Annotated in this window: 25 protein-coding genes; 16 read left to right on the forward strand and 9 right to left on the reverse strand. The window is 35.7% G+C overall.

From position 1 onward, the window contains the following. Window positions 1-93 precede the first annotated feature (93 nt). Entirely contained in the window at window positions 94-1,086 is a 993-nt protein-coding gene (locus tag SIB89_RS14260; RefSeq protein ID WP_412560296.1) for a fasciclin domain-containing protein, read from the reverse strand. A 66-nt stretch (window positions 1,087-1,152) separates the two neighbouring features. Between SIB89_RS14260 and SIB89_RS14265 the strand changes: the two genes are divergently transcribed. The 4 genes from SIB89_RS14265 (at window position 1,153) to SIB89_RS14280 (ending at window position 6,061) form a co-directional block, all read left to right on the forward strand. After that, the gene (locus tag SIB89_RS14265; RefSeq protein WP_412560297.1) at window positions 1,153-1,860 is read left to right on the forward strand and encodes a toxin-antitoxin system YwqK family antitoxin; all 708 of its coding nucleotides are present in this window, start codon (window positions 1,153-1,155) and stop codon (window positions 1,858-1,860) included. 190 nt (window positions 1,861-2,050) lie between these two features. Continuing rightward, on the forward strand, window positions 2,051-3,238 hold the full coding sequence (mnmA, locus tag SIB89_RS14270; protein WP_412560298.1) for a tRNA 2-thiouridine(34) synthase MnmA: 1,188 nt from the start codon (window positions 2,051-2,053) through the stop codon (window positions 3,236-3,238). 81 nt (window positions 3,239-3,319) lie between these two features. Beyond that, window positions 3,320-4,936 (forward strand): S8 family serine peptidase, encoded by a 1,617-nt coding sequence (locus SIB89_RS14275; RefSeq protein ID WP_412560299.1) that lies wholly within the window; start codon window positions 3,320-3,322, stop codon window positions 4,934-4,936. Between the two features lie 171 nt (window positions 4,937-5,107). Beyond that, window positions 5,108-6,061, forward strand: coding sequence for an NAD(P)H-dependent flavin oxidoreductase (locus SIB89_RS14280; protein WP_412560300.1), 954 nt, complete (start codon window positions 5,108-5,110; stop codon window positions 6,059-6,061). Between the two features lie 81 nt (window positions 6,062-6,142). On the opposite strand, the gene SIB89_RS14285 is transcribed toward SIB89_RS14280, so the two are convergent. Then, entirely contained in the window at window positions 6,143-6,631 is a 489-nt protein-coding gene (locus SIB89_RS14285; RefSeq protein ID WP_412560301.1) for a hypothetical protein, read from the reverse strand. 210 nt (window positions 6,632-6,841) lie between these two features. On the opposite strand from SIB89_RS14285, the gene SIB89_RS14290 reads away from it, so the two are divergent. The 6 genes from SIB89_RS14290 to SIB89_RS14315 all read left to right on the forward strand — a co-directional run bounded on the left by SIB89_RS14290 (window position 6,842) and on the right by SIB89_RS14315 (window position 11,919). Beyond that, complete coding sequence (locus SIB89_RS14290) at window positions 6,842-8,149, forward strand: MFS transporter (RefSeq protein ID WP_412560302.1); 1,308 nt, start codon at window positions 6,842-6,844, stop codon at window positions 8,147-8,149. A 59-nt stretch (window positions 8,150-8,208) separates the two neighbouring features. Further along, window positions 8,209-8,892, forward strand: coding sequence for a class I SAM-dependent methyltransferase (locus SIB89_RS14295; protein ID WP_412560303.1), 684 nt, complete (start codon window positions 8,209-8,211; stop codon window positions 8,890-8,892). Window positions 8,893-9,047: 155 nt separating this feature from the next. After that, the gene (locus SIB89_RS14300) at window positions 9,048-9,557 is read left to right on the forward strand and encodes a DUF3124 domain-containing protein (protein WP_155089373.1); all 510 of its coding nucleotides are present in this window, start codon (window positions 9,048-9,050) and stop codon (window positions 9,555-9,557) included. Between the two features lie 36 nt (window positions 9,558-9,593). After that, window positions 9,594-10,976, forward strand: coding sequence for an MATE family efflux transporter (locus tag SIB89_RS14305; protein WP_412560304.1), 1,383 nt, complete (start codon window positions 9,594-9,596; stop codon window positions 10,974-10,976). Between the two features lie 117 nt (window positions 10,977-11,093). Beyond that, entirely contained in the window at window positions 11,094-11,321 is a 228-nt protein-coding gene (locus SIB89_RS14310; RefSeq protein WP_155089375.1) for a hypothetical protein, read from the forward strand. Between the two features lie 13 nt (window positions 11,322-11,334). Beyond that, window positions 11,335-11,919 (forward strand): phosphatase PAP2 family protein, encoded by a 585-nt coding sequence (locus tag SIB89_RS14315; RefSeq protein ID WP_412560305.1) that lies wholly within the window; start codon window positions 11,335-11,337, stop codon window positions 11,917-11,919. A 12-nt stretch (window positions 11,920-11,931) separates the two neighbouring features. On the opposite strand, the gene SIB89_RS14320 is transcribed toward SIB89_RS14315, so the two are convergent. Genes SIB89_RS14320 through SIB89_RS14340 form a run of 5 tightly spaced genes read right to left on the reverse strand, consistent with a single transcriptional unit; the run spans window position 11,932 to window position 16,597 of the window. Continuing rightward, entirely contained in the window at window positions 11,932-13,551 is a 1,620-nt protein-coding gene (locus SIB89_RS14320; protein ID WP_412560306.1) for an ArnT family glycosyltransferase, read from the reverse strand. After that, window positions 13,544-14,167, reverse strand: a complete 624-nt coding sequence (locus tag SIB89_RS14325; RefSeq protein WP_412560307.1) for a lipid-A-disaccharide synthase N-terminal domain-containing protein — start codon at window positions 14,165-14,167, stop codon at window positions 13,544-13,546. The genes SIB89_RS14320 and SIB89_RS14325 overlap by 8 nt, the downstream gene beginning before the upstream one ends. 9 nt (window positions 14,168-14,176) lie before the next feature. Then, a complete protein-coding gene (locus tag SIB89_RS14330; RefSeq protein WP_412560308.1) occupies window positions 14,177-14,893 on the reverse strand; it encodes a glycosyltransferase in 717 nt (238 codons plus the stop codon). Between the two features lie 39 nt (window positions 14,894-14,932). Next, window positions 14,933-16,015, reverse strand: coding sequence for a methylmalonyl Co-A mutase-associated GTPase MeaB (gene meaB, locus SIB89_RS14335; RefSeq protein WP_412560309.1), 1,083 nt, complete (start codon window positions 16,013-16,015; stop codon window positions 14,933-14,935). Window positions 16,016-16,030: 15 nt separating this feature from the next. Then, a complete protein-coding gene (locus tag SIB89_RS14340) occupies window positions 16,031-16,597 on the reverse strand; it encodes a DUF2911 domain-containing protein (protein WP_412560310.1) in 567 nt (188 codons plus the stop codon). A gap of 296 nt (window positions 16,598-16,893) precedes the next feature. Here SIB89_RS14340 and SIB89_RS14345 point away from each other — a divergent pair, with 296 nt between their 5' ends. The 5 genes from SIB89_RS14345 to SIB89_RS14365 all read left to right on the forward strand — a co-directional run bounded on the left by SIB89_RS14345 (window position 16,894) and on the right by SIB89_RS14365 (window position 21,483). Continuing rightward, window positions 16,894-17,451: an RNA polymerase sigma factor gene (locus tag SIB89_RS14345; RefSeq protein ID WP_412561922.1), complete on the forward strand. Its 558-nt coding sequence runs from the start codon at window positions 16,894-16,896 to the stop codon at window positions 17,449-17,451. Further along, window positions 17,435-18,004, forward strand: a complete 570-nt coding sequence (locus tag SIB89_RS14350) for a hypothetical protein (protein ID WP_412560311.1) — start codon at window positions 17,435-17,437, stop codon at window positions 18,002-18,004. The genes SIB89_RS14345 and SIB89_RS14350 overlap by 17 nt, the downstream gene beginning before the upstream one ends. A gap of 67 nt (window positions 18,005-18,071) precedes the next feature. Further along, on the forward strand, window positions 18,072-19,685 hold the full coding sequence (locus SIB89_RS14355; RefSeq protein WP_412560312.1) for a hypothetical protein: 1,614 nt from the start codon (window positions 18,072-18,074) through the stop codon (window positions 19,683-19,685). Between the two features lie 103 nt (window positions 19,686-19,788). Beyond that, complete coding sequence (locus SIB89_RS14360) at window positions 19,789-20,493, forward strand: peptidoglycan DD-metalloendopeptidase family protein (RefSeq protein ID WP_412560313.1); 705 nt, start codon at window positions 19,789-19,791, stop codon at window positions 20,491-20,493. Window positions 20,494-20,526: 33 nt separating this feature from the next. Beyond that, window positions 20,527-21,483: a lipid A deacylase LpxR family protein gene (locus tag SIB89_RS14365; protein WP_412560314.1), complete on the forward strand. Its 957-nt coding sequence runs from the start codon at window positions 20,527-20,529 to the stop codon at window positions 21,481-21,483. Here SIB89_RS14365 and SIB89_RS14370 read toward each other — a convergent pair. Continuing rightward, a complete protein-coding gene (locus tag SIB89_RS14370) occupies window positions 21,480-22,007 on the reverse strand; it encodes a YybH family protein (RefSeq protein ID WP_412560315.1) in 528 nt (175 codons plus the stop codon). The two genes, SIB89_RS14365 and SIB89_RS14370, sit on opposite strands and share 4 nt — an antisense overlap. After that, window positions 22,000-22,413, reverse strand: a complete 414-nt coding sequence (locus SIB89_RS14375; protein ID WP_412560316.1) for a hypothetical protein — start codon at window positions 22,411-22,413, stop codon at window positions 22,000-22,002. Before SIB89_RS14375 ends, SIB89_RS14370 begins: the two co-directional genes overlap by 8 nt. A 107-nt stretch (window positions 22,414-22,520) precedes the next feature. On the opposite strand from SIB89_RS14375, the gene SIB89_RS14380 reads away from it, so the two are divergent. After that, window positions 22,521-23,183, forward strand: coding sequence for a hypothetical protein (locus tag SIB89_RS14380; RefSeq protein WP_412560317.1), 663 nt, complete (start codon window positions 22,521-22,523; stop codon window positions 23,181-23,183). Window positions 23,184-23,335: the final 152 nt, after the last annotated feature.

Here is a 23,335-nt window from a genome sequence, read left to right on the forward strand (position 1 = left end):
TAATAGGAAAACCCAGACTTTTGTCTGGGTTTTCTACTACTAACTAAATCAATCAATATAAAATCGGGTAATCAGCCTCGACTTTTCTTTTATTTAACTTTGTGGTGGTAATAAAACAGTGTCTATTACGTGTACCACACCATTAATGCCTTGTATATTTACTAATGTTGTAACTATATTGCTTACACGACTATTAGGGTCTGTTAAAGTGAAATTATTGGTATCTGCAGAAATATCGCCTCCGAGTGTTGTTACGGTACCTGTAGCTAATTCATCAGATTGTACATTGGCATTGTTTACAATATGGTAAGTTAATACAGCATCAACCGTTGTAGTATCCAAGTCGCTTAGGGCGTTAATGTTTAGTTCTGATAATAGAGAAACAAAGGCATCATTGCTTGGTGCAAAAACAGTAAATGGGCCTGCCTCAGCATTTGAAACCGTACTGATATAAGGTACAGTTGGGCTGCCTGTATCAGCATAAGCCAAAGCATCTACTAATATAGATAGCGCGTCGTTTGATGTCGCAAAAGTTGCAATGGTTGGTAAGTTAATAACAGTATCAACAATATGCACTATACCATTGGTTGCGGTATTATCCGCACTTGTAACATTAGACATGCCATTAAGCTCTACACCGTTTGAAGTCGTAAAATATAGACTAAGATTTTCACCATTTGGTCCAGTCGCTGCTGTATTGGTGTAACCAGAGCCTGTGGCTACTAAGTCGCTAGAAGAAAGATTGGCACCAACAATAACATGATTAAGAAGTATGTTTCTTACCAAAGCTTCTTCTTCTGTAGATAAATTGTTTAAATCTAATCCTGTAGCATTCAGTAAATCAGTAAAAGCTGCATTACTAGGTGCAAAAACAGTAAAAGGTCCTGTACCTTGCAAAGTGCTAACCAATCCTGTTGCTTCTAAAGCTGCAGCTAGGGAAGTAAGATTATTTTCCAGAGCAACATCCACAACTGTAGTGGTCTGTACACCTGGTCCGTTGTTGTCATCATCATCGCTACAGGCAGTAATGCCTAAGACCATGATAAATACTGCAATTAATTTGAGAGTTTTCGAAATAATTTTCATTTTTTTGAGTTTTAAAATTTGTTCAACATTGCTCAAACATTTAAGTTTGTTTAACAATATTACAAAATGATTAAACAAAAAATTAAACTCGTATTTTTTTTAACACTAATTTTAACACTAGGATATGCTCAAGAACCCGTAAATCAGTTCGATAAAGACGGTAAACGTCACGGTTTGTGGACAAAAAACTATCATAAGACTGACCAGAAGCGCTACGAAGGGCAGTTTGTTCACGGCAAAGAAGTCGATACTTTTAAATATTATACGTTATCTAGCGGAAAAAGTGTGTTGAGTGCTACTAAGGTGTTTAGATTAAAGGATAGTTTGGCAGATGTAAAATTCTATACATCTAAAAAAAATGTGATAAGCGAAGGAAAGATGAACGGTAAGCGTTACATAGGTCAATGGATATTCTATCACAAAAACTCTACAGCCAAAATGATTGTAGAAAACTATAATGATGATGGTAATCTCGAAGGGGATAGAACCGTTTTTTATAAAAATGGATTGGTTGCAGAAGAAGCACATTATAAAAACGGAAAACTTCACGGAGAGTCTAAATGGTTTTCAGAAAATAATATTCTACTGCGCCACTCTATATATAAGGATGGAAGCTTACACGGAAAAACGATTAACTACGATTCTGATGGAAATATAACCTCAGAAGGTGACTATACAGAAGATAGAAAATCGGGTATCTGGAAATATTACGAATCCGGAAAACTCAAAAAAGAAATTGATCACACCAATCAGGTTGTCATTAAAAAATATTGATAGCTAAATGCTATGGATAGCATAATTATTAGAAATGGCAATCGATATAGGTTGCCTTTTTTATTTGTAATTTTGCCGAGGTTTTTCAGACAAAAAGTAATCTATTCGAGTTCCCTTCCAGGGAAGGGCTAGGGATGGGTTTTAATAAAAAAATTAAAAAAGGAGATTCCTGCCTTCGCAGGAAATAAACATGAAACGTGTCATAGTAGGACTTTCTGGCGGAGTGGATTCGAGCGTTGCAGCCTATCTTTTAAAGGAGCAAGGCTATGAGGTTATAGGTCTGTTTATGAAAAACTGGCACGACGATTCCGTAACCATTTCAGACGAATGTCCTTGGTTAGAAGATAGTAATGATGCCATGTTAGTGGCTGATAAATTGGGTATTCCGTTTCAAACTGTAGATTTAAGTGTGCAGTATAAAGAACGTATCGTGGATTATATGTTCAACGAATATGAAAAAGGACGTACACCAAATCCAGACGTATTATGTAATCGTGAAATAAAATTCGATGTCTTTATGGATATCGCTATGGAACTTGGTGCAGACTATGTTGCTACAGGTCACTATTGCAGAAAAGCAACAATCGAAAAAGACGGCAAGGAAATTCATCAGCTTTTAGCGGGAGTTGACAATAATAAAGATCAGTCGTATTTTTTATGTCAACTATCACAAGAGCAATTGGCAAAAGCCTTATTTCCTATTGGAGAATTAACCAAGCCAGAGGTAAGGGAAATTGCTAAAGCGCAAAACTTAACCACTGCCGAAAAGAAAGATTCACAAGGGCTTTGCTTTATTGGCAAGGTGCGTTTACCAGATTTTTTACAACAACAACTAAAGCCTAAAGAAGGAGTTATTGTTGAAGTTGAGGATTCTTTTGAAACTTATAATCAAACAGTTCCTGAGTTCAATTCCAAAGAAAATGAATTAGCGTTTCTTGCCAAAAAACCAGAATATTCTATTTCAGACGGAAAGGTTGTAGGTAAACATCAAGGTGCACATTATTTTACCAAAGGACAACGAAAAGGTTTAGCAGTTGGTGGTACAAAAGAACCATTGTTTGTTATTGAAACTGACGTTGAGGACAATGTGATTTATACAGGTCAAGGTAAAAATCATCCTGGTTTGCTGCGAAATGTATTATTTGTCACAAACGACGAATTGCATTGGATTCGTGAAGACTTGGCTTTGTCTGAAGGTGAAACCATGGACGTTATGGCCAGAATTCGTTATCGTCAACCTCTTGAAAAAGCAACACTTCACAAAGTTGCTTCAGGATTGTACGTGGAATTTGAAAATAAACAATCAGCTATTACCGAAGGGCAATTTGTTGCTTGGTACAATGGTGAAGAGCTATTGGGTTCTGGTGTTATTTCCTAATGTCATTCCTGCGTAGACAGGAATCTTTAAATGATTTATAGAATTCATTTCAAATCCTTAAATTGCAATAAAAGAAAAGTCATGATAAGAAAAATTACCATGCTTTTATTGCTCCTCTTCACAATAAACAGCTATGCACAAGAAGATGCTTGGGTTTACCTCACTGATAAGCCCAACGAAGCAGCAGCCTTAGCAAATCCAATTTCCATTCTAACGCAAAAGGCCATAGATCGTAAACAAAATCATGGTATAGCAATAGATGCAAGAGACGTGCCTGTTCACGAAGCTTATATTTCAGATTTAAAAACCCAAACAGGCATTACTGTTTTAGCAAAATCTAAATGGTTTAACGCGGTTCATGTTAGAGGTTCTGAAGTAGATATTTCAGCATTAAGCACTTTACCTTATGTAGAAACGATCGATTTTGCTAATAATAGCTTAGATGTGTCATCACGCTCATCTAATAGTCAAGTCAATTCAGATATAGAGGATGAAACCGTTGATTTTACATACGGAAACACACAGAATCAGGTAGAAATGATTAATGCAGACAATCTGCATGTTGATGATTTTACAGGTGAAGGTATTACTATTGCTGTAATGGATTCAGGATTCCCAAATGTGAATACCATGGCAGCTTTTCAGCGCTTACGCGATAATGGAGACATATTGGGTGGATATGACTTTGTCACCCGAAACGCAGATGTTTATGCCAATACAGCAAGTTCTCATGGCACGCGTGTTTTGAGTACTATGGCTGGTTTTATTCAAGATCAGTTTGTTGGTACAGCACCTGATGCATCCTATTATTTGTTCTTGACCGAAGATGCCACCAGCGAAAATCCAGTTGAGGAAAGTTATTGGGTTGAAGCTGCAGAACGTGCAGATAGTTTGGGTGTGGACATGATTAACACGTCATTGGGTTATCGTGTCTTTGACAATCCTAATTACGATTACACGCCAGCTGATATGGATGGACAAACCACTTACATCACCAAAGGAGCTTCTATTGCTGCCGAAAAGGGCATTTTGGTTGTAGTCAGTGCCGGAAACTCAGGAGCTACAGCTTGGCAAACGGTTGGCGCACCAGCCGATTCACCAGAGGTGTTGTCTGTCGGTGGAGTGGATGAAAACGGTGAATATGTGAGTTTTAGCTCCCAAGGAGGTGCAGCACAGATTGGTTATCAGAAACCAGATGTAGTGGCTAGAGGTGGTTTGGCATTTGTAGTAGACGAAAACAATGCTATTGTACAGAATAATGGCACGTCTTTTAGTGCACCAATTCTATGTGGTGGGATTGCATCACTTTGGCAATCCATTCCTGATGCTACACCAAACGAAGTAATAGATTTTGTAAGACAATCAGCTTCGCAATTTACTATGCCAGATGATATGTTGGGTTTTGGTATTCCAGATTTGGCACTGGCAAGAAGTCTAGGTTTGGGAGAAACATTAATTGAGAATATAAACATATATCCCAATCCTGTAAAAGATAATTTATATGTCGAATTGCCAACGCAGCTTGTAAACTCAGAGGTAAGTATATACAATCAATTAGGGCAAAAGGTTTTACAAACAGTGCTCAATACAAATAGTGAAGCCATTAATGTCGAAAGTTTAGAGGCTGGATTCTATGTTTTGAAACTATCATCAGAAACCAATTTCAGAACATTTAAGTTTGTTAGATGTTCAAACTAAACTCATACGTCAGTTCGAATGAATTTGATCCCGGAAGCCTTCGGGAGTAAAATCGTATCGAGAACCGTGTCTAGTTGAAATTCTCATTCTCGATACAAATTTCACTCATTTTCAATCGTTAAATTCACTCGAATTGACGAATTTTATAGACAAATATAATTTTTTCATATAATGACCAACAGCATAACAAAACTCTTCAACATAAAATACCCAATTATACAAGCAGGAATGATATGGAATAGCGGCTGGAGACTAGCTTCAGCTTCAAGCAATTCTGGGATTTTGGGTTTAATAGGAGCAGGTTCTATGTATCCGAATGTGCTACGTGAGCATATCCAAAAATGTAAAAAAGCTACGGATAAACCTTTTGGAGTTAACGTTCCAATGTTATATCCAAATATTGAAGAGATAATGGATATCATTGTTGAGGAAGACGTTAAAATTGTGTTCACTTCAGCGGGAAATCCAAAAACCTGGACGAAGTGGTTACAAGATAAGGGCATCACTGTAGTACATGTAGTGAGTAGCGTAAAATTCGCTTTAAAAGCTCAAGATGCTGGAGTGGATGCCGTTGTTGCTGAAGGCTTTGAGGCAGGAGGACATAATGGACGTGATGAGACTACTACCTTAACTTTAATACCTATGGTAAGGGAGCAAATAGAAATTCCTTTGATTGCCGCAGGAGGCATAGCCACAGGAAAAGCTATGCTGGCTTGTATGATTTTAGGTGCCGATGGAGTGCAGGTTGGTAGCCGTTTTGTAGCTAGTGAGGAATCCTCGGCACATCAGGCATTTAAGGAAGTGGTTGTTGATGCTAAAGAAGGAGCTACCCAGCTCACCTTAAAAGAATTGGCACCAGTTCGTCTTATAAAAAACAAATTCTACAACGAGATACAAGAATTGTATAAAACCGCACCAACACCAGAGCAACTTAAGGAATTGTTAGGTAGAGCTAGAGCCAAACGCGGTATGTTTGAAGGGGATTTAGACGATGGAGAGCTTGAAATTGGTCAAATAGCAGGATTGATACACGATATAAAGCCCGTTACCGAGATTGTTGGGACTATGTTAAGCGAATACAATGATGCCATAAAGGATATAAATTCTAAAAATTTTTCGTTTTAGTTGTCGAAAAATTTAAATGTTTTGGAGAAAAAAAGCCGTAAATAACATTTACGGCTTTTTAAAGTTATTTATTTACTTAGACTAATTTTCGGAATCTAAGTTCTCAATACGTTTTTCAAGCACAGCTAAATGTTTCTCCATACTCTCATGCTCTTCTTTAAGCACCTCATGATCTTCTTTCATTTGTTGGTGCCACTGTTTCATTTTTTCTATTTTTTCGTTTAAACCATAAGTATCAAGAGATTCAAAATCTGGCTCTGCGTTTTTATGAGATTCAATTATTTTACTATGACTTCTAACTATAGCATCATGACGTTCTAGTATTTTAGCCTGCTCTTCAAAATCTCTTAAAACAGTAGAATCATTTATGTTCTTATTTTTATAAGACTCGTAGAGTCTATCATAAGTTGACGACATGTCGCTCAGTGTATTCTCAAACGAATTGTGTACTTTTAGAATGCTGTCACTTTTTTCTGTGAAGGCATTAAACTCTGCCATTAATTCTTTTTTTTCATTATCGCACGTAAACAATAGCAACGGCATTAATAGTAATAGATATATTTTTTTCATAATAAGTTATTTAATGAATTATAATTTTTTTAAAAATACCATATCTATTGTTAATCTCTTGTCGCAGATGATGTTTTCAGTAACCCAATTGATAAATTTGATTTTAGAAATTAATTCAATTTCAAATATGATAAATCCTCATTTGGATATGATTTTTTAAAGTTATCTTGCTTTTCAAAACAAATAATGTCATTGATTTTAATTTAAAAAATGTCTAAAACAGCTATAGAAAAACTATATCGGTTTCTCAATAACGAAGATGGTGAACGGGTTTGCACGGATATTTCTGATGAAGCATGCGAACATACTGTCACTAATTTTTTCAGGATCCTATTAACGCATACGGTTACCAAATTGGGAGACACGCTTAGTAACCCAAAAACGGTATTGACTTGGTTGATGAGCTACGTTAACGCTCCAGTCTATCTTATCAGCTTAATAGTTCCAATTCGTGAATCAGGAGCTATGATTCCGCAGATTGCCATTTCAAAATATATAAGTCAAAAACCCATAAGAAAATGGATCTGGATTTTTGGTTCTGTATTGCAATTTGTATCTATTGCAGCCATAGGTCTAGTAGGTTTGTCGTATAAAGGTGTTTTGGCAGGATGGCTTATGGTGGGTTGTTTGGTGGTGTTTAGTTTTGCCCGTAGTTTATCCTCAGTTACTTCAAAGGATGTCATTGGTAAAACCATTGCTAAGACGAGACGAGGTAAACTTGGTGGTTACACAGCCGCTCTGTCTGGTGTGTTGGTGTTGGTGGCTGGTTTGCTTATTACCTATAAATCTGAAACAGATGCATCAGTGGATTTTTATACCAACCTTATGTTTTTTGCTTCAATCATGTGGTTAGTGGCAGCATTGATTTATGCTTCGGTTAAGGAATTTCCTGGTGAAACCGAATCTTTATCAAAAGATGAAAACGTTGTGGTAAGCAAGCTTGAGTTATTAAAGACCAATACGCAGTTCAGAAATTTTGTAATAGCAAGAGCCTTACTATTGTGTTCGTCATTGTCTGCACCATTTTACGTTTTGCTGGCACAGAAACATGCTGGTTCTGAAAGTTTTTTATTGGGTCTGTTGATTGTTGCCAATGGTATCGCTTCGATTATCAGTTCACCTTTTTGGGGAAAACAGGCCGACAAATCTAGTAAAAACACAATGGCCAGAGCCATAACAATTGCTGCAACTATGGGTATTGCTTTATTTGTAATAGTTACTTTTTTTGAGAGCTTCCGAAACCAACTTTGGCTATATCCAATTGCGTTTTTCATTTTGGGAGTAGCGCATGGAGGTGTGCGAGCCGGTAGAAAAACTTATGTAGTGGACATGGCAAACGGTAACGAACGCACCAATTATGTTGCGGTTAGTAATACCATTATTGGTTTTATTTTACTTATTACAGGCGGTTTAAGCGCATTGGTTTCGGTGTTATCTATAGAAGGTGTTATCCTGGGATTATCTCTATTAGGGCTTTTGGGTGCTTACCGTAGTTACAAATTACCTGATGTGGAATAGTTAGTATTGGCATTAATTGTCATAATATTTTATCTTAGCTAAAACTGCTTCATATAAGTATGAAAATAAAAAAGAACATAGCATTAGAATTCAATGATTTTTCTAAAAATTACACTAATGATATGATTGGTTGTGTGCCGCATTACGCAGAGTTAATATCGAGTTTTGTAGAGCATCTACCTAATGATTTTTACCCTAAATCAATTCTAGATTTAGGATGTGGTAACGGGAATGTTTCAGCGCAACTTATGCCACATTTTCCTGACGCTACTTATACTCTTGTAGATGCGTCTATTGAAATGATAAATCTTTGCAGGAAACAGTTTAGTTCCTATAATGTTATTTATGCCAATAATTATTTTAAAGACTTTGCCTTTAAAAAAGAAGAATATGATTTGATTGTAGCTGGCTTTAGCTTACACCACTGTGATGAAGTAGAGAAGAAAAGTATTTTTAATAGTATATACAATTCTCTAAAAAAAGGAGGGATATTCTCGTATAGTGACCTAATGATCAGTAAAGCTAATCCAGACCACAAAGAACTAATAAAAAGTTGGGAAAAATTTGTAAACATAAGTTTTCCAGATGGTGAGAAGTGGGCCTGGATTATGGAGCATTACGAAGCCTTTGATAAACCTACGGATTATGATCTTCAAATTGAGTATTTAAGTAGGGCAGGTTTTGAGAATATACAAACACCATTTAAAAAAGCCTATTGGACACATATACAGGCCATAAAATAAAACGGCTCAACATTGGTAATTCATCCTGCAGATGTTACTTTCAATATTATATAAATAAAACTCTTTGTGTGACTTCAAAGCACGTTCAAAATTTAATACCACCATCTATTACTAAACTCTTATTTTTGTAATAATTGATTTTAAAATCTCCCTGTATGAAAAAGATAATTATTCTACTCTTCTGTGCCTTTGGTTTTTATTCTTGTGAAGAGGTTACAAGTGAAGATGAAATCCAAAAAATAAATTGGAGCGCAAGAGTGACAAATGTTCTTGAGTTAGACTCATTAGAAACAGGTAAATCATATTTATCCGTGTATTCGCAGATTTATAGCTTATCACAGCATAGAAAATACAACCTAACAGCGATGGTAAGTCTCAGAAACACAAGTGAAACGGATACAATTTATGTTCTAAAATCAGACTACTACAATACACATGGTGAACTTATAAAGCATTATGTAGACAAACCTGTGTATTTATTACCGATGGAAACCTTAGAGATTGTTATTGATGAGGCGGATGTGTCTGGTGGTACAGGCGCAAACTTTATTTTTGATTGGGCAACACCAAAAGGTACACCTGAGCCAATTTTTGAAGGTTTAATGTCATCAACCGCAGGTACACAAGGGCTTTCATTTACAACACATGCAAAACGGATTAATTAATTCGTACAACTAAAACCTAAGCACTACTTTTGCGCCATGGTTTTAAGTAACTACACCAAAGAATTTAAGTACAACCTTAAACTGGCATCTCCGGTTATTTTGGGTATGCTTGGACACACGTTTGTGAGCTTTGTAGATAATGTGATGGTTGGGCAATTAGGTGCTGCTGAATTGGCAGCTGTGTCTTTGGGCAATAGTTTTATTTTTATTGCCATGTCCATTGGCATAGGCTTTTCTACAGCAATAACTCCTTTGGTAGCTGAAGCTGATTCTGAACAAAATTTAGAAAAAGGAAAATCCGTTTTTAAACATGGTTTTTTTCTTTGTACGGTTTTAGGTTTGATATTGTTCTTAATGTTGATAGTGGCAAAACCTTTAATGTATGTCATGGATCAGCCTGAAGAAGTGGTTGAGTTGGCGATCCCATATTTAGATTTGGTAGCGTTTTCCTTGGTGCCCTTGATTGTGTTTCAGGCATTTAAACAATTTAGTGATGGACTGTCTCTAACCAAATATCCGATGTATGCTACTATTGTTGCCAATATTTTAAATGTTGGGATTAATTATGTTTTGATTTTTGGGAAGTTCGGCTTTCCTCAAATGGGCATTGTAGGTGCAGCCGTTGGTACTTTGGTGTCGCGTTTTGTGATGTTGTTTTTTCTATGGTGGTTACTTGCCAAGAAAAAGAAATCTAAGGACTATGTCACTAATATTAAATTCTTCAAACTAAGCAAACAGCCTATTAAAAAGTTAGCAAACTTAGGTTTACCAAGCTCTATGCAAATGTTCTTTGAGGTTGCCATTTTTACAGCAGCGATTTGGTTAAGTGGTACACTTGGCAAGAATGCTCAGGCAGCCAATCAAATAGCTTTAAACTTATCTTCAATGACCTTCATGGTCGCTATGGGATTAAGTGTAGCTGCCATGGTTAGAGTAGGTAACCAAAAAGGGTTAAGGGATTATGTGAATCTAAAACGTATAGCAGAATCCATCTTTTTGGTCGGGTTTGTTTTTGCATTTGTATTTGCTTTACTTTTCGCTATTTTTCATAAGGTTCTGCCGGACTTGTATGTAGATCTAGACGACCCTACCAATGCTGTGGACACAATGGAGGTAGTTAAAATAGCAGCAACCTTATTATTGGCTGCAGCGGTATTTCAGATTAGTGACAGCCTTCAGGTTATTGCACTAGGTGCTTTGCGTGGACTACAGGATGTAAAGATCCCAACAGTAATTACGTTTATTTCATATTGGGTCATTGGCTTTCCTATAAGTTATTTTTTAGGAAAAGAGGACGCTTATGGTAGTTTAGGTATATGGCTTGGGCTATTGGCGGGTTTAAGTGCTGCAGCCATTCTTTTATTCATTCGTTTTAACTACTTAACTAAAAAGCTCATTGCTAATAAAATAATAACCTGATTAAATGATGAATAGTTTGATTTCTATGGCTTAATCGAAGAGCTCAATCAAAATCTATATATTTGCATCTATATTGAAAATCTTCAAGCTTCGTGCTTCAAACTTCAAACTTAACAAATGGAACTACCCAAATTTATATTAGGCGACAACACGGATTATCCTGATGCTATATTTATTATTCATACAGAGTTTCCGCGATTTATCATTAATCTTGAAAATGATGAAGTAGAGTGGTTTGAGGAATTTGATCAACACGACCAAAAAGAATTGGAAACCGAAGCCGAAAATTATATCAAACAAGCTACCGAGTTTTACGATAGAGAAGTGGCAAGATATGATGATTAACTAAAAAAGAGGTATGCTAGAGCAACTTGTAGAGCTAGACAAAGAACTTTTTTTGTATTTAAATGGTCTAGGTAACACATCTTGGGATGGATTCTGGATGGCTTATACTACTAAATGGAATTGGATACCATTGTACGCTATACTACTTTTTTTATTGTATAAGCGATTGGGAATAAAAATGGTTTTGGTTACCCTTATTTCTGTGGTGCTCATGGTCACTTTTACGGATCAAGTCACCAATTTATTTAAGGATGGTGTGATGCGTCACAGACCTTGTCACCAAGCAGGAATCAAAGAACTAATGCGTATTGTCAGAGAAGGTTGCGGAGGTAAATATGGTTATTTTTCGGGTCATGCTAGTAATTCTATGGGTCTTGCCATATTGGTAGGATTAATGTTGCGGAAAAAGTATAAATACCTTATTTATATTTTAGTGGTTTGGGCTATCACCATGGGTTATAGTCGTATTTATATTGGAGTGCACTATCCTTTGGATGTGCTTTCTGGTCTTATTTTTGGAGGACTTTCAGGATTTGCATTCTACAAACTCGATAAATATCTGCAATCTAGATTTGCCTTAAAGGATCCACCCAGATAAAGTACTTTAATATTACTTTCGGGTTAATTCGTATAAAGTATTTGTAAGCCTATTTTTATAACCTCTAGTGTCTTTGTTAGAAGAATTTAAGTCGTAAGTGTCTTTAAACTCTATCTTATACACTTTTGAAAGTGCATCTATAGTGTCTGGCTTCACTTTATTGGTCAACAAATAAAATCGCTTGTCATTTGGGATCACATAGCCTTCACTCGTTTTTATACTTGGAATTTTGTCACCGTAATTGTATATCACTTCAGGAGCTACATAGTCTAAATGATATAGTTCTATGCCAGAACCTTTTAATTCTGAAACGGGTTTGTAATCAACTTGAGAATGGGATTTTGATATTGGTAATGCAATTAAACCTAAGGTGGTCATAAAAGCAATAACCAAATAGAAAACACTTTTGATTTGTTTCGATTTTAAAAACTTGAAAATATAAAAACCAATAATAGCTAAAACTATTGCTGTAATTACGAATCTCACTAAAAACATTCCGGTTAATATATCACTTGAAAAAAACCAAATAACCCAGAATAGAATACAAATGACACCAATCAGCCCAAACTGAAAATAAACAGGAATAGTTTCCTTTTTCGATTTCAGATTTTTGAATTCTCTTATTAAATATTCTATATAGAAACCAATATTAATTGCCAGTGGAATCAATACAGGCATTAGATAGCGCGATTTTTTTTCAGGAATAATGGACAATAGAACTACGGCTATAATCGTCCAGAAAAAGCTAAACCTATAGGCTTTTAGATTGATAACACGTGACTTCATATACGGATAAATAAGACTCACCAATGCAGCTAAAGCCCATAATCCACTTTGTACAAAAAAGCTCCAATAGTAATAAAACGGTCTTACGTTGTAACTGCTCCAATTGGATGTTTCGCGTTCTGCAATTGCAGTAAAAGTTTCAGGGTCAGCAACACGTACATGAAAATACCACCAACCACCTAATACAATCCCAAAAATCAATAAGCTAAAAAGTTTTAAAAAGTGAAGTGTACCACCTTTAAACTTGTAAGCTATACCGTAAGAAATAATGAAAGACAATAACAAGACATACAACGAAACAGGACCTTTAGACAAGACCGAACAAGCCAAAAACACGACAAAAAGCAAGCTATGGACTATTGATGTTTTCTGCTTTTGAAACATTATAAAAAGCTGATACAAGGCCATGAGCATAAAGGCATGTGTGTAAATATCCCATGGTGCTTCTATAATAATTCCTATAACATAAAATGAACTTAGTACAATAAATCCATTAATAAGACTGTGTGATTTACTGAGTTCTAATTTTTTTGATAGTAGAAAAGTTGTGATGCCAATAAAGGCCATAAAAAGTAATGCTGGCCAACGCAGCGCTAAAATAGATTTAATCCCAAAAAGTAAACCGAAAAATGCGGTTATCCATGTTGGTAAAGGTGGTTTTTGATAGCGCGCCTCACCGTTCATGGTGGTTAATATCCAATTGTTATCGGTAAGTATCTCGCGAGCAGAAATAAAATTACGAGCTTCCATAATACTCACCGGAATGGCATCAACGGTAAAACCAAGCATTACAATTACAAAAAGTAAAAGACTTAAAATTGGGTATTTTTCTATGAGCTTAATCATTGTTTTGTCTTATTAGATAAGCGTTGCGCGCATAAATGATCATTCCGAAAAAGTGTCCCACAAATAAAACGGGATCTTCTCTAATAATGGCATAGCTCAAAATTAAAGCTGCGCCAATTAAACTCAATACCCAAAACCCTAATGGTAAGGATGATGCCTTATTGCGTTCAGAGTGAATCCATTGATATACAAATCGCAAGGTGAAAATGATTTGAGCCACAACACCAAGAACTAATAGCCATGTTGGTATAGCTTCGTTTTTAAAGAGTAATTCTATGTCTATTTTATTGTTGTTATAGTAAAAAACAACGATTAATACTGGAACTATAAACAGCAAATACTGAACAATTTTAGGAAATTTTTGCCATTGTCCCTGTAACTGTAAGTTTCTAATGTAGATGAAATACGTTAAACTTTGTCCTAGCATTATAGCAAAATCTAGTCTTAAATAACCATAAATGAACAAGAGGAAAGAGGCGATTAAACTTAATGTCCAAAATGTAGATGGAGTAATGACTTTACGCTGTTTTTCGGACGTAATCCATTGAATAATCAGCCGAGACGAAAATAAAATCTGGGCCAAAAATCCGATGCTGTAAATAATCCAGTCTTTCAAATTAAAATATTATTTACTCGATTTTTCAACTTCGTAATTAATGTATTTTTTTTTCATCCACAAATAGGCAAAGCAATCCATAAGTGGGCCCAAAAGCCTATTCCAAAGTCCAAATTTTGCCGTTCCGGCAAGTCGAGGAAAATGCTGAACAGTGACTTGTTTTATTCTGCCATTCTGAAGCATAATCATAGCAGGTAAAAAGCGGTGTAAACCTCTAAACATAGGGATGCGTTTAGCATAATCCGTTTTAATTATTTTAAGCGGACAACCCGTGTCATCCATACCATCTTGTGTAAATGCGCGTCTAATACCATTGGCAATTTTAGAAGACATATTCTTAACAAAAGAATCTTTACGGTTAGAGCGCACACCAGTGACCAACTCATGCGTGTCTATGTGTTCTAAAAGAATATTGAAATCTTCAGGTGCTGTTTGTAAATCGGAATCTATGTAGCCAGCCAGCTCAGTATCAACATAATCAAAACCAGCTTTTATAGCAGCGCTTAAACCTTTGTTTTCTTTAAAGAGAATATATTCAAAGGCTTCATTTGTAGTACAAATCTTTTCAATCAATGCCTGACTATTGTCTGTAGAGCCATCGTTAACAAACAATACCGAAGTGGGTACAGATGCTATTTTGAGATAGTTAGAAAGCTCGGTTTCTACACGTTCTAGATTTTCCTCTTCATTATAAACCGGAACGATGATGGTCAACTTATACGTCATACACTATGATTGCTTAGTCTGTGCAAAAGTATAGTTTTTTTATGATAACGAAAGTAAGTACTCAGCAGCGGCAAAAGGAGTGGTTTTACCAGCTTCAATCAATTGTATTTGTGCATCTAGTTCTGCTTTTATTTTAGGCGACTTGTAGAAATTAGATTTTAAACGCTCTTCAATAGTTTGTAACAACCAAAACTTGTTCTGGTTATTTCTATTATATTCAAAATAGTCATTTGAGCTTGTCGTAGTAATGTAGTCTTGGATGAGCTCCCAAACATCAGAAATTCCTTCTTTTTTCAAGGCGCTGCAAAGCGACACCTTAGGAGACCAACCCGATTCCTTTTCAGGATAAAGGTGTAAGGCTCTATTGAATTCTACTTTTGCAGTTTTAGAGGCTTTAAGATTATCACCATCCGCTTTGTTGATTACAATCGCATCGGCCATTTCAATAATACCACGTTTAATGCCTTGTAGTTCATCACCTGCACCAGCGAGTTTCAGTAGTAAAAAGAAATCGACCATACTGTGTACAGCAGTTTCACTTTGGCCAACACCGACAGTTTCAATAATTATGGTGTCAAATCCAGCTGCTTCACATAAAATGATGGTTTCTCTCGTTTTTCTTGCCACACCACCAAGTGAATCACCAGAAGGCGATGGCCTTATAAAGGCATTTTCGTCTTTGACCAAATCTTCCATCCTGGTTTTATCACCAAGAATACTGCCTTTGCTCAACGTACTGCTTGGGTCAACAGCTAAAACTGCAACTCTTTTACCAATGTTAGTGAGGTAGCTTCCAAAAGCCTCAATAAACGTACTTTTACCTACACCAGGTACACCAGTAATGCCAATCCTGATAGACTTGTTAGCGTGTGGTAAGCAAGCTGTTATAATATCATGAGCTTTATTAGCGTGTTTTGTGTTTGTGCTTTCGACTAGAGTGATTGCTCTACTTAAATCCGTAATATTTCTAGAAATAATCCCATTGACCAACTCCTCAACAGAGGGTTGTTTTTTACGTTTGGTCTGTATGGATTTTGCCGAATTTGAACTGAGCGTTTTAGGAGGTTCAACACCATCTTGTTCGTGCAAAGCAGATTTATATGGTTGGTCTTTTTTTGTCACTTTGCATTAAAGTTTTTATGAACCTGAGTTAGGATGGATTTGAACAGGAATTTCAATTAAAGTCTGATCCCAAGCCATAGTCAATTTTAAGTTTCCGGTTTTATTGTCAAAAGCAATGGTGAACTTTTCCACGGTTTCATCAAGCTCTTGTTTTGGTACTTCCAATTCAATGGCATCGTAATTAGGATCCCACATCGGTTCCATTTTTTCGTTAACTCCCCATTCATATTGCTTTGAGTTGAACATTACTTTCCAAGAATTTTCCATAGGTACGGTCCATAATGTGTATTTACCTTTCCTTAAGAGCATACCATCAATCATTAAATCCTTGTTGGTTTCAAAGGTTGTGGCTTCATTGGCACCAGTTCTCCATACCTCATTATAAGGTACAAGAGCACCAAAAACTTCACGTTCGCGCTTAGAAGGTCTATTGTATTCTACTTTTAAGTTTAAGTCATTTAGCGTAATTTTAGCAGTATCCTTCGGACTTAATCGTGGCGAAAAAATATTTTCAACGAATACGGAGTATATAAGTAAACCCAATGCTATAATGGATAGTACAATGAGGAGGCGCTTTAGCATAATTCTTTTCTCAGCAGTTTATTTAAGTGAATTTTTATTTCAGAATTTAAAGATAATTCAATTCCCTAAATTTATAGAATAGAACGCTGAATTTTAAGCAAATCTTATAATTTGAAAGAATTTGCAATTTTTTTAAAGGATTTTGCAACACTTAAAAAAATGTGTCGTCTTTAGAGTGAAGTTAGTTTGAAACAAGTATAGCGATTTAAGAAGCCAGACTTTGAAAATCTAAATTAAGTTTCAATAACTTATCTCGATTATCGAGAAAACCAATCATCAACCAAAACCAATTAATCATTAGCACGATTCAGATTCATATTGTTGAAAAATGCAAGAAGAATGATAGGCAAGCGCAAATGCAATTGTACAATCAGTATTGTGACGGTATGCTCATAGTTGCGCTAAGATTTGTGAAAGATACCATGGAGGCCGAAGATATTGTACAAGAGGCTTTTATAAAGGCATTTTCTAAATTGGATCAATACAGAGCAGAAGTCACTTTTGGCGCATGGTTAAAGCGCATTGTAATAAATAGATGTATTGATGTTTTAAAATCTAAACGTCAGCGCTTAATAGAATTGGAAGAGCATCATCTAAAAGTTATCGATGACGATTATGAAAGTGAATGGTTGGTTGAAGACTGTGTAACGATAGACGAGGTAAAAGCAGCAATAGAGCAGCTGCCAGAAAAATATAGATATGTTGTAATGCTCTATTTAGTTGAAGGATATGACCACCAAGAGATTTCAGAAATCCTGAATATTACGGAAGTGGCATCAAGAACTCAACTTTCTAGAGGAAAACAAAAATTGCAGTTAGCATTAAAAACAGAGAAAAATGGCACAAGATCTTAGAAATTTATTTGAAAAGGATACCAAAGCACAACATGCGAAAATGTCTGAAGGTCATGAAGCACGCTTTTTAGACAAGCTAGATGCGGAATTGCCTGTTAAAAAGCAATCCACTCGATTTAGCTTTTTAAACATGGCGGCTAGTGTGATTATATTGTTGGGTTTAAGTTTTGGTGCGTATCAGTTTTTTCAATCAACGCTAGTAATTCCTGATGATGATAAGCAAGTGGTAGAGACTAACATAAAAACTCTTGGAGATGTTTCCCCAGATTTAAAAAAAGTTGAAGACTACTACTTAGCAAGTATCAATTTAGAGTTGTCTAAAGTGCAAATGACTCCTGAGAACAAGGATTTGGTAGATGGTTATATTCAACGACTTAAGGAACTAAACGAAGAATATGATAAGCTTACCATAGAGCTAAATGAAAATGGACCTAACGAAGAGAATTTAGATGCACTAATAGATAATCTAAAGTTTAGACTAAACCTTGTAATGCGTCTTAAAGATAAGTTGCAGGAGTTTAATGACGACACTTTTACTCAAGAGAGTATATAATCAATTATAAATCAAAAAACGAACAGAATTTACCCAATAGACAGGGTATCTCTAAAAATCAAAACAAATGATCAAAACAATTAAAATTTTAGTATTGTGCCTCTTAACCTCATTTGGTTATGCACAAAAAAAGTTAAACAAAACATCGCAATCCATTAAGGTAAACAAAGATGTTGTAATTGACCTTAACACAAGTTATGTTGAAATAGAAATCGACACATGGAACAAAGACATTGTAGAGGTAGAAGCTTATATAGAAAGCGACAAACTTTCAGAAGAAGAGTTAGAGCGTGCTCTAGAAGCATGGAACCTTAAAGTAGAAGGATCTAATGATAGGGTTATCATTTCATCTAGTGCAGGAAGAGCTGTAGGCTTATTTGGCGAAGAGGATTATGCTGTACTATTGAGAGATTTGGAATTTGAGTTGGCAGAGATGCCAGAAATGCCAAGAATGCCTTTAATGCCAAAAATGGCTAAGCTACCAGAAATGCCCGAGATGCCAGAAATGCCAGAAATGCCTGAGCTCCCTGAATTACCAGAAGGTGTAAAGTCAATATCTTTTGATTACGAGAGATATCAAGAAGAAGGTGAAAAGTACTTGGCAGAGTGGAGCAAAAAGTATGAAAAAGAAGGTGGTAAGGAATTACAGAAAAGCATGGAGGAATGGGCAAAGCGATTTGCGGAATCTGGTTACCAAGAAAAGATGGCAAAATGGGGTAAAGAATACGGCAAACGATTTGAAGGCCAATGGGCAAAGGACATGGAAGAATGGGGAGAGAAATTTGGTAAAGAATATGCTAAGGATATGGAAAAATGGGGTGAAGAGTTTGGTGAAAAATTTGGAAAAGAATGGGCAGAAAAAATGGAAGCTTGGGGAGAGAAGTTTGGCGAAAAGTATGCAAAGGAGATGGAAAAACGTGGTGAGGCCATGGCAGAGCGTCAAGAACGAATGGCAGAGCGCGAAGCTCGTTTAGCAGAACGTTATGCAGAGCGTGCAGAATCTGTTGCAGAACGTGCTGCCGAAATGGAAAAACGCCATAAAGAAATGAGAGATAAAAGAGAGTCCATTTTGGTGAGACGTCTAGAATCTGGTAGTAATAGCAAGGTTAAAAAGGTGATTAAAATAAAAATCCCTAAAAAGGCAAAATTAAAGACCAATATTAGGCATGGCGAATTAAAATTATCTTCGGTTATTTATAACCTTAGTGGAGATATATCACATGCATTTTTAGTAGCAGATAACATTGATGGAAGCGAGACTTCCATCAATGTATCTTACTCGCCAGTTGTCATCAACACCTGGAATTTAGGAACACTTAATCTCAACTATGTGGATAAGGCACAGATTAAAAATGCAAAGGATTTAGTATTGAATTCCAAATCTTCTAACATTCATATAGAACGCCTTACAGATACTGGGATTATTGATGGTAGTTTTGGTGATTTAACCATATCTAACCTAGCAGAGACATTTAAGAATCTAAATTTGGTGTTAGAAAATACCGATGCGTTGGTGAACTTACCAAAGAATGTAGATTACAGTTTGTACTTTAAAGGGAGTCGCTCTAAGTTGAACAATAAACCAACGTCGCAAGAAACCATTAGAAATTATCCTGAAGGACAAAGTTCTAACAGAAACATTAGCGTAAATGCAAAATTCAGCAATGTGATTATGAATTAGATTGTGCATTGCAATGTCCTGAAATTAGGTGATCTCACCTTTTTTTATTTCTAATGCCAGACTAAATAAAGTCGATGTCCTTTTCCATAAATAGAGTATTTTTATGGAAATTTTATTTTTTATGCCGCTTTCTACTTTAGACACCTTATTAACTTCACTTCAACCTTATCCTTTACTCGATACTTCAATAACTAAAGAAGAGTATACATCTTTGGATTTGTCTGTCAAAAATCCTGAGTTAGCAGATGTAAATATGTCATCCTCAAAAGAATTAGAAGTTTTTGTTTGGAACCATATAGCAAAACGTAATGCTAAGGCAGCATTTGGTGGTTATTTAGAACAGCGAGGCATCTATCAACGTAGTGATTATTTTAATCAAGAAAATCCGGAGGAAGAACGCAATATTCATTTAGGTATGGATCTTTGGATAGAAGCAGATTCTCCAGTATATGTTCCCTTAGATGGCACTATTCATAGTTTTAAAAACAACACCAATTATGGTGATTATGGACCAACTATAGTTTTAGAGCATCATATTGAAGGCGAAAAATTCTTTACACTTTATGGGCATTTAAGTATAGAGTCAATTAAAAATTTAAAGGTTGGAGCAGAAGTGAAGCAAGGCCAGCAATTGGCAACTTTAGGAACTGCCAAGGTCAATGGAGATTATCCTCCGCATTTACATTTTCAGATTATAAAGGATATTCAAGATTACAAAGGTGATTATCCTGGCGTGAGTAATCAATTGGATATATCATTCTATAAAAGGAACTGTCCTGATCCTAATTTGCTCTTAGATCTAATTTGAAACCATAGCATATACATTCTCGTATGTGTTAGTATGAGAATAACATCAATTTTTTTCTTCTTTTTGTGCCCTATAATTATATGTGCTCAAAAGATTGACAATACGATTTCTTATAGAGCTATAGAAAGCGAAAGCTATTTTAGATTTCACTACGACAACGATTATTTTGCAGCCACAGACGAAAACTATACCCAAGGCTATAGCTTTGAAGTGGTTTTGCAGAGCCTAGAAAAGAATCCTGTCAATAAACTATTCTTTAAACCTAGTAGCGCAAATACAAAATTTGGTTTGGCCTTAGAGCATATTGGGTTTACACCAAATGACTACGTGAGCAAAGACATTCAGTTTGGAGATAGGCCTTTTGCATCTGCTATAATGCTGAAAAGCTTTAAGATAGACACAAACATTGAAAAGAAATTTAGACTATCACAATCCTTAAGTTTGGGTCTTATTGGTCCAGGTGCTTTTGGCAAGGAGATGCAAGTTGGCATACATAAAGCCACTGGGAATAAAATTCCAGGCGGATGGGACAATCAGATTAAAAATGATCTTATTCTCAATTACAGAATTGATTATGAAAAACAGCTTTATAGCTATAAGAATCTATTTGGCTTAAATGCTAATGGGACATTGCAGTTGGGCACACTGTTCACTAATGCTTCAGTTGGATTCAATACCACAATAGGAATTGTAAATTTCCCTTTTGCAACTGTCGAAGAGAACAGAAATTTTCAGGTTTATCTTTATGCGCAACCAATGGTTGGTATAATTGGCTATGATGCAACGCTTCAAGGTGGTGTATTGAATGATAAAAGTCCTTACACCATTTCGTCTAATAACTTAGAACGCTTTACGGCACAATACAATTATGGATTCGTTATAAAAACCAGAACCTTGTATTTTGAATATACCCGAAGTGCCATTACGCGAGAATTTAAAACCGGTTCCTCAGCAAAATGGGGAGGCATCAGGATTGGATTTACGTTTTAATCCGTTGTAAATTTTTCAAAATCATCAATGGCAAAGGCTTTGTTAAAGTCATCTTCGCCAGTAGTTCCACCCTCAGAAGAATCATAATCTAAGGTTATTTTCCATTCACCATCAATTTTCTTAAACAGCACATGAAACTGACCATAATAACTCTGTTCGTTCTCGGTACCTTTATTTCTGGTTAACTTATAAATACCGCGTTCACTTGCTGTGGAGTTGTTATTGATGCGTTCAAAAAAACGTAAGGAAATGTCACTGGTCTGGCCAGTTGCTTTACTACGTTCAAAGTTAGTTTTGTAATTAGTAATGTAAGTCTCGTAATCTAAAATGAGCTTACCACCAGAAACACGTACCAAATCCTCAGCATGGATGTCTGCCATCAAGGTATAATCTAGTGTTTCGAAGGCTTTGTAGAATTTTCCCCAAACTGCGTTTATAGCTTTGAGGTTGTCTAAATTCTGAGCACAAATGGAAGTTGTGCTAAATATCAGAACGACTATGGGAATAATTGTTTTTTTAATCATGACTTGAAGGGGTTTGTTTTTTAGCTAAAGATTTTCCAATTAAGAAACCAACAATTACCAATACGCCGTCGGCTAAGGTAAACCACAGTTCTTTTGGAAGCATTATGATGTTGAAAAGCGTTGCAACTATCATTAATCCACCAACGATATAAGCAGGAATCATGCTTGTTTTAGAGATTTTAGCAGCTACAAACATTCCTGCAATTGGTCCAAAAAAATGAGCGATAACTACAAGTACTTTAGATCCCGTTGGGATTTGATCCATATTGTTTTTTAACCACTCCATATTCATAGGATCTGCACCCTCTGGTAGAGGAAACATATTGTGTCCAATAATAGATTCTATGATATAAACTGTGACAGAGGCTACAATGAAGCCTACAATTGTTGCTAAAACATTTTTCATATTAAGGAAGATTAGTTAGTGGTTTCAAGATACTAAAAAAGTTTCACTGCTTTCAGTGCCCTTATTTTTTAAAGTCTATTTTTATGGCCGTTTAAGTCGACTTAAGTATGAAAAACACAGTGCTTCGAATTTTTAATCTTATTAAAAAGGGAGAGATCAGCTTTATGATTAAAGGCGTCTCTAAGCGTATCTTTTCTAAAACGGAAGCCTATGGGTTAATACGTGATTTAAATATTCCTTTTGAAACACCAAATGCTCAAATCAATATAAATATTCGCTTATATAAAGCTGATGACAGTAAGTATTTTGCAAAGGATTTACAAAACGATGGATTGATAGAAAAGAACATCCCGAATTGCTATGTAGCAACAACTACTGATGATAAACCATGCTTTAGACAATGGCTTATAGGTGCAGAGCATAAGGATGCTGTGAAAGAATTTTGGGGACCATCGTTTCCTGTTTTAAAGGAAAATGAAATGTTATTGGAAGGTGGTTTTACCATTCCTTCAATGCGAAGAAACGGAATAATGCCAGCAGCAATAACCAGAATATTGGATATGGAAAAAAAAGCAGGTAGAAGATATATCATTACTTTTGTTGGAGTGGATAACATTCCATCATTAAAGGGTATTCATCGCTCTGGATTTTCACCATACGTGCTTAGAACTGAAAAATGGCTGTTCTTTAAACGTACTCTCATTTTTCAAGATGTGCCAAAAGAGGCTATGGCTATTTATTCTAAAAATGTAGGTGTCACTATTACATAAATAATTGTAGGCTTTTACTTAATTCAGGTTTTTCGAAAGGATGGAAGAAGTGATTTTCTGTAACTTAGTTCTTGATATTCAGACACTTTTGTAAAGATTTCATTCCATTTCTCAAGAAAATTAAGTAACTTTAAAGAAGTGAAATCAATATC

The organism is Winogradskyella sp. MIT101101 (genome assembly GCF_047126865.1).
GTDB lineage: Bacteria > Bacteroidota > Bacteroidia > Flavobacteriales > Flavobacteriaceae > Winogradskyella > Winogradskyella ouciana.

Bases quoted from the DNA above. Each gene is read 5' to 3' on its own strand.
- SIB89_RS14260 (WP_412560296.1), bottom strand. From the start codon at position 1,086: ATGAAAATTATTTCGAAAACTCTCAAATTAATTGCAGTATTTATCATG.
- SIB89_RS14265 (WP_412560297.1), top strand. From the start codon at position 1,153: ATGATTAAACAAAAAATTAAACTCGTATTTTTTTTAACACTAATTTTA.
- mnmA (WP_412560298.1), top strand. From the start codon at position 2,051: ATGAAACGTGTCATAGTAGGACTTTCTGGCGGAGTGGATTCGAGCGTT.
- SIB89_RS14275 (WP_412560299.1), top strand. From the start codon at position 3,320: ATGATAAGAAAAATTACCATGCTTTTATTGCTCCTCTTCACAATAAAC.
- SIB89_RS14280 (WP_412560300.1), top strand. From the start codon at position 5,108: ATGACCAACAGCATAACAAAACTCTTCAACATAAAATACCCAATTATA.
- SIB89_RS14285 (WP_412560301.1), bottom strand. From the start codon at position 6,631: ATGAAAAAAATATATCTATTACTATTAATGCCGTTGCTATTGTTTACG.
- SIB89_RS14290 (WP_412560302.1), top strand. From the start codon at position 6,842: ATGTCTAAAACAGCTATAGAAAAACTATATCGGTTTCTCAATAACGAA.
- SIB89_RS14295 (WP_412560303.1), top strand. From the start codon at position 8,209: ATGAAAATAAAAAAGAACATAGCATTAGAATTCAATGATTTTTCTAAA.
- SIB89_RS14300 (WP_155089373.1), top strand. From the start codon at position 9,048: ATGAAAAAGATAATTATTCTACTCTTCTGTGCCTTTGGTTTTTATTCT.
- SIB89_RS14305 (WP_412560304.1), top strand. From the start codon at position 9,594: ATGGTTTTAAGTAACTACACCAAAGAATTTAAGTACAACCTTAAACTG.
- SIB89_RS14310 (WP_155089375.1), top strand. From the start codon at position 11,094: ATGGAACTACCCAAATTTATATTAGGCGACAACACGGATTATCCTGAT.
- SIB89_RS14315 (WP_412560305.1), top strand. From the start codon at position 11,335: ATGCTAGAGCAACTTGTAGAGCTAGACAAAGAACTTTTTTTGTATTTA.
- SIB89_RS14320 (WP_412560306.1), bottom strand. From the start codon at position 13,551: ATGATTAAGCTCATAGAAAAATACCCAATTTTAAGTCTTTTACTTTTT.
- SIB89_RS14330 (WP_412560308.1), bottom strand. From the start codon at position 14,893: ATGACGTATAAGTTGACCATCATCGTTCCGGTTTATAATGAAGAGGAA.
- SIB89_RS14340 (WP_412560310.1), bottom strand. From the start codon at position 16,597: ATGCTAAAGCGCCTCCTCATTGTACTATCCATTATAGCATTGGGTTTA.
- SIB89_RS14350 (WP_412560311.1), top strand. From the start codon at position 17,435: ATGGCACAAGATCTTAGAAATTTATTTGAAAAGGATACCAAAGCACAA.
- SIB89_RS14355 (WP_412560312.1), top strand. From the start codon at position 18,072: ATGATCAAAACAATTAAAATTTTAGTATTGTGCCTCTTAACCTCATTT.
- SIB89_RS14360 (WP_412560313.1), top strand. From the start codon at position 19,789: ATGGAAATTTTATTTTTTATGCCGCTTTCTACTTTAGACACCTTATTA.
- SIB89_RS14365 (WP_412560314.1), top strand. From the start codon at position 20,527: ATGAGAATAACATCAATTTTTTTCTTCTTTTTGTGCCCTATAATTATA.
- SIB89_RS14370 (WP_412560315.1), bottom strand. From the start codon at position 22,007: ATGATTAAAAAAACAATTATTCCCATAGTCGTTCTGATATTTAGCACA.
- SIB89_RS14375 (WP_412560316.1), bottom strand. From the start codon at position 22,413: ATGAAAAATGTTTTAGCAACAATTGTAGGCTTCATTGTAGCCTCTGTC.
- SIB89_RS14380 (WP_412560317.1), top strand. From the start codon at position 22,521: ATGAAAAACACAGTGCTTCGAATTTTTAATCTTATTAAAAAGGGAGAG.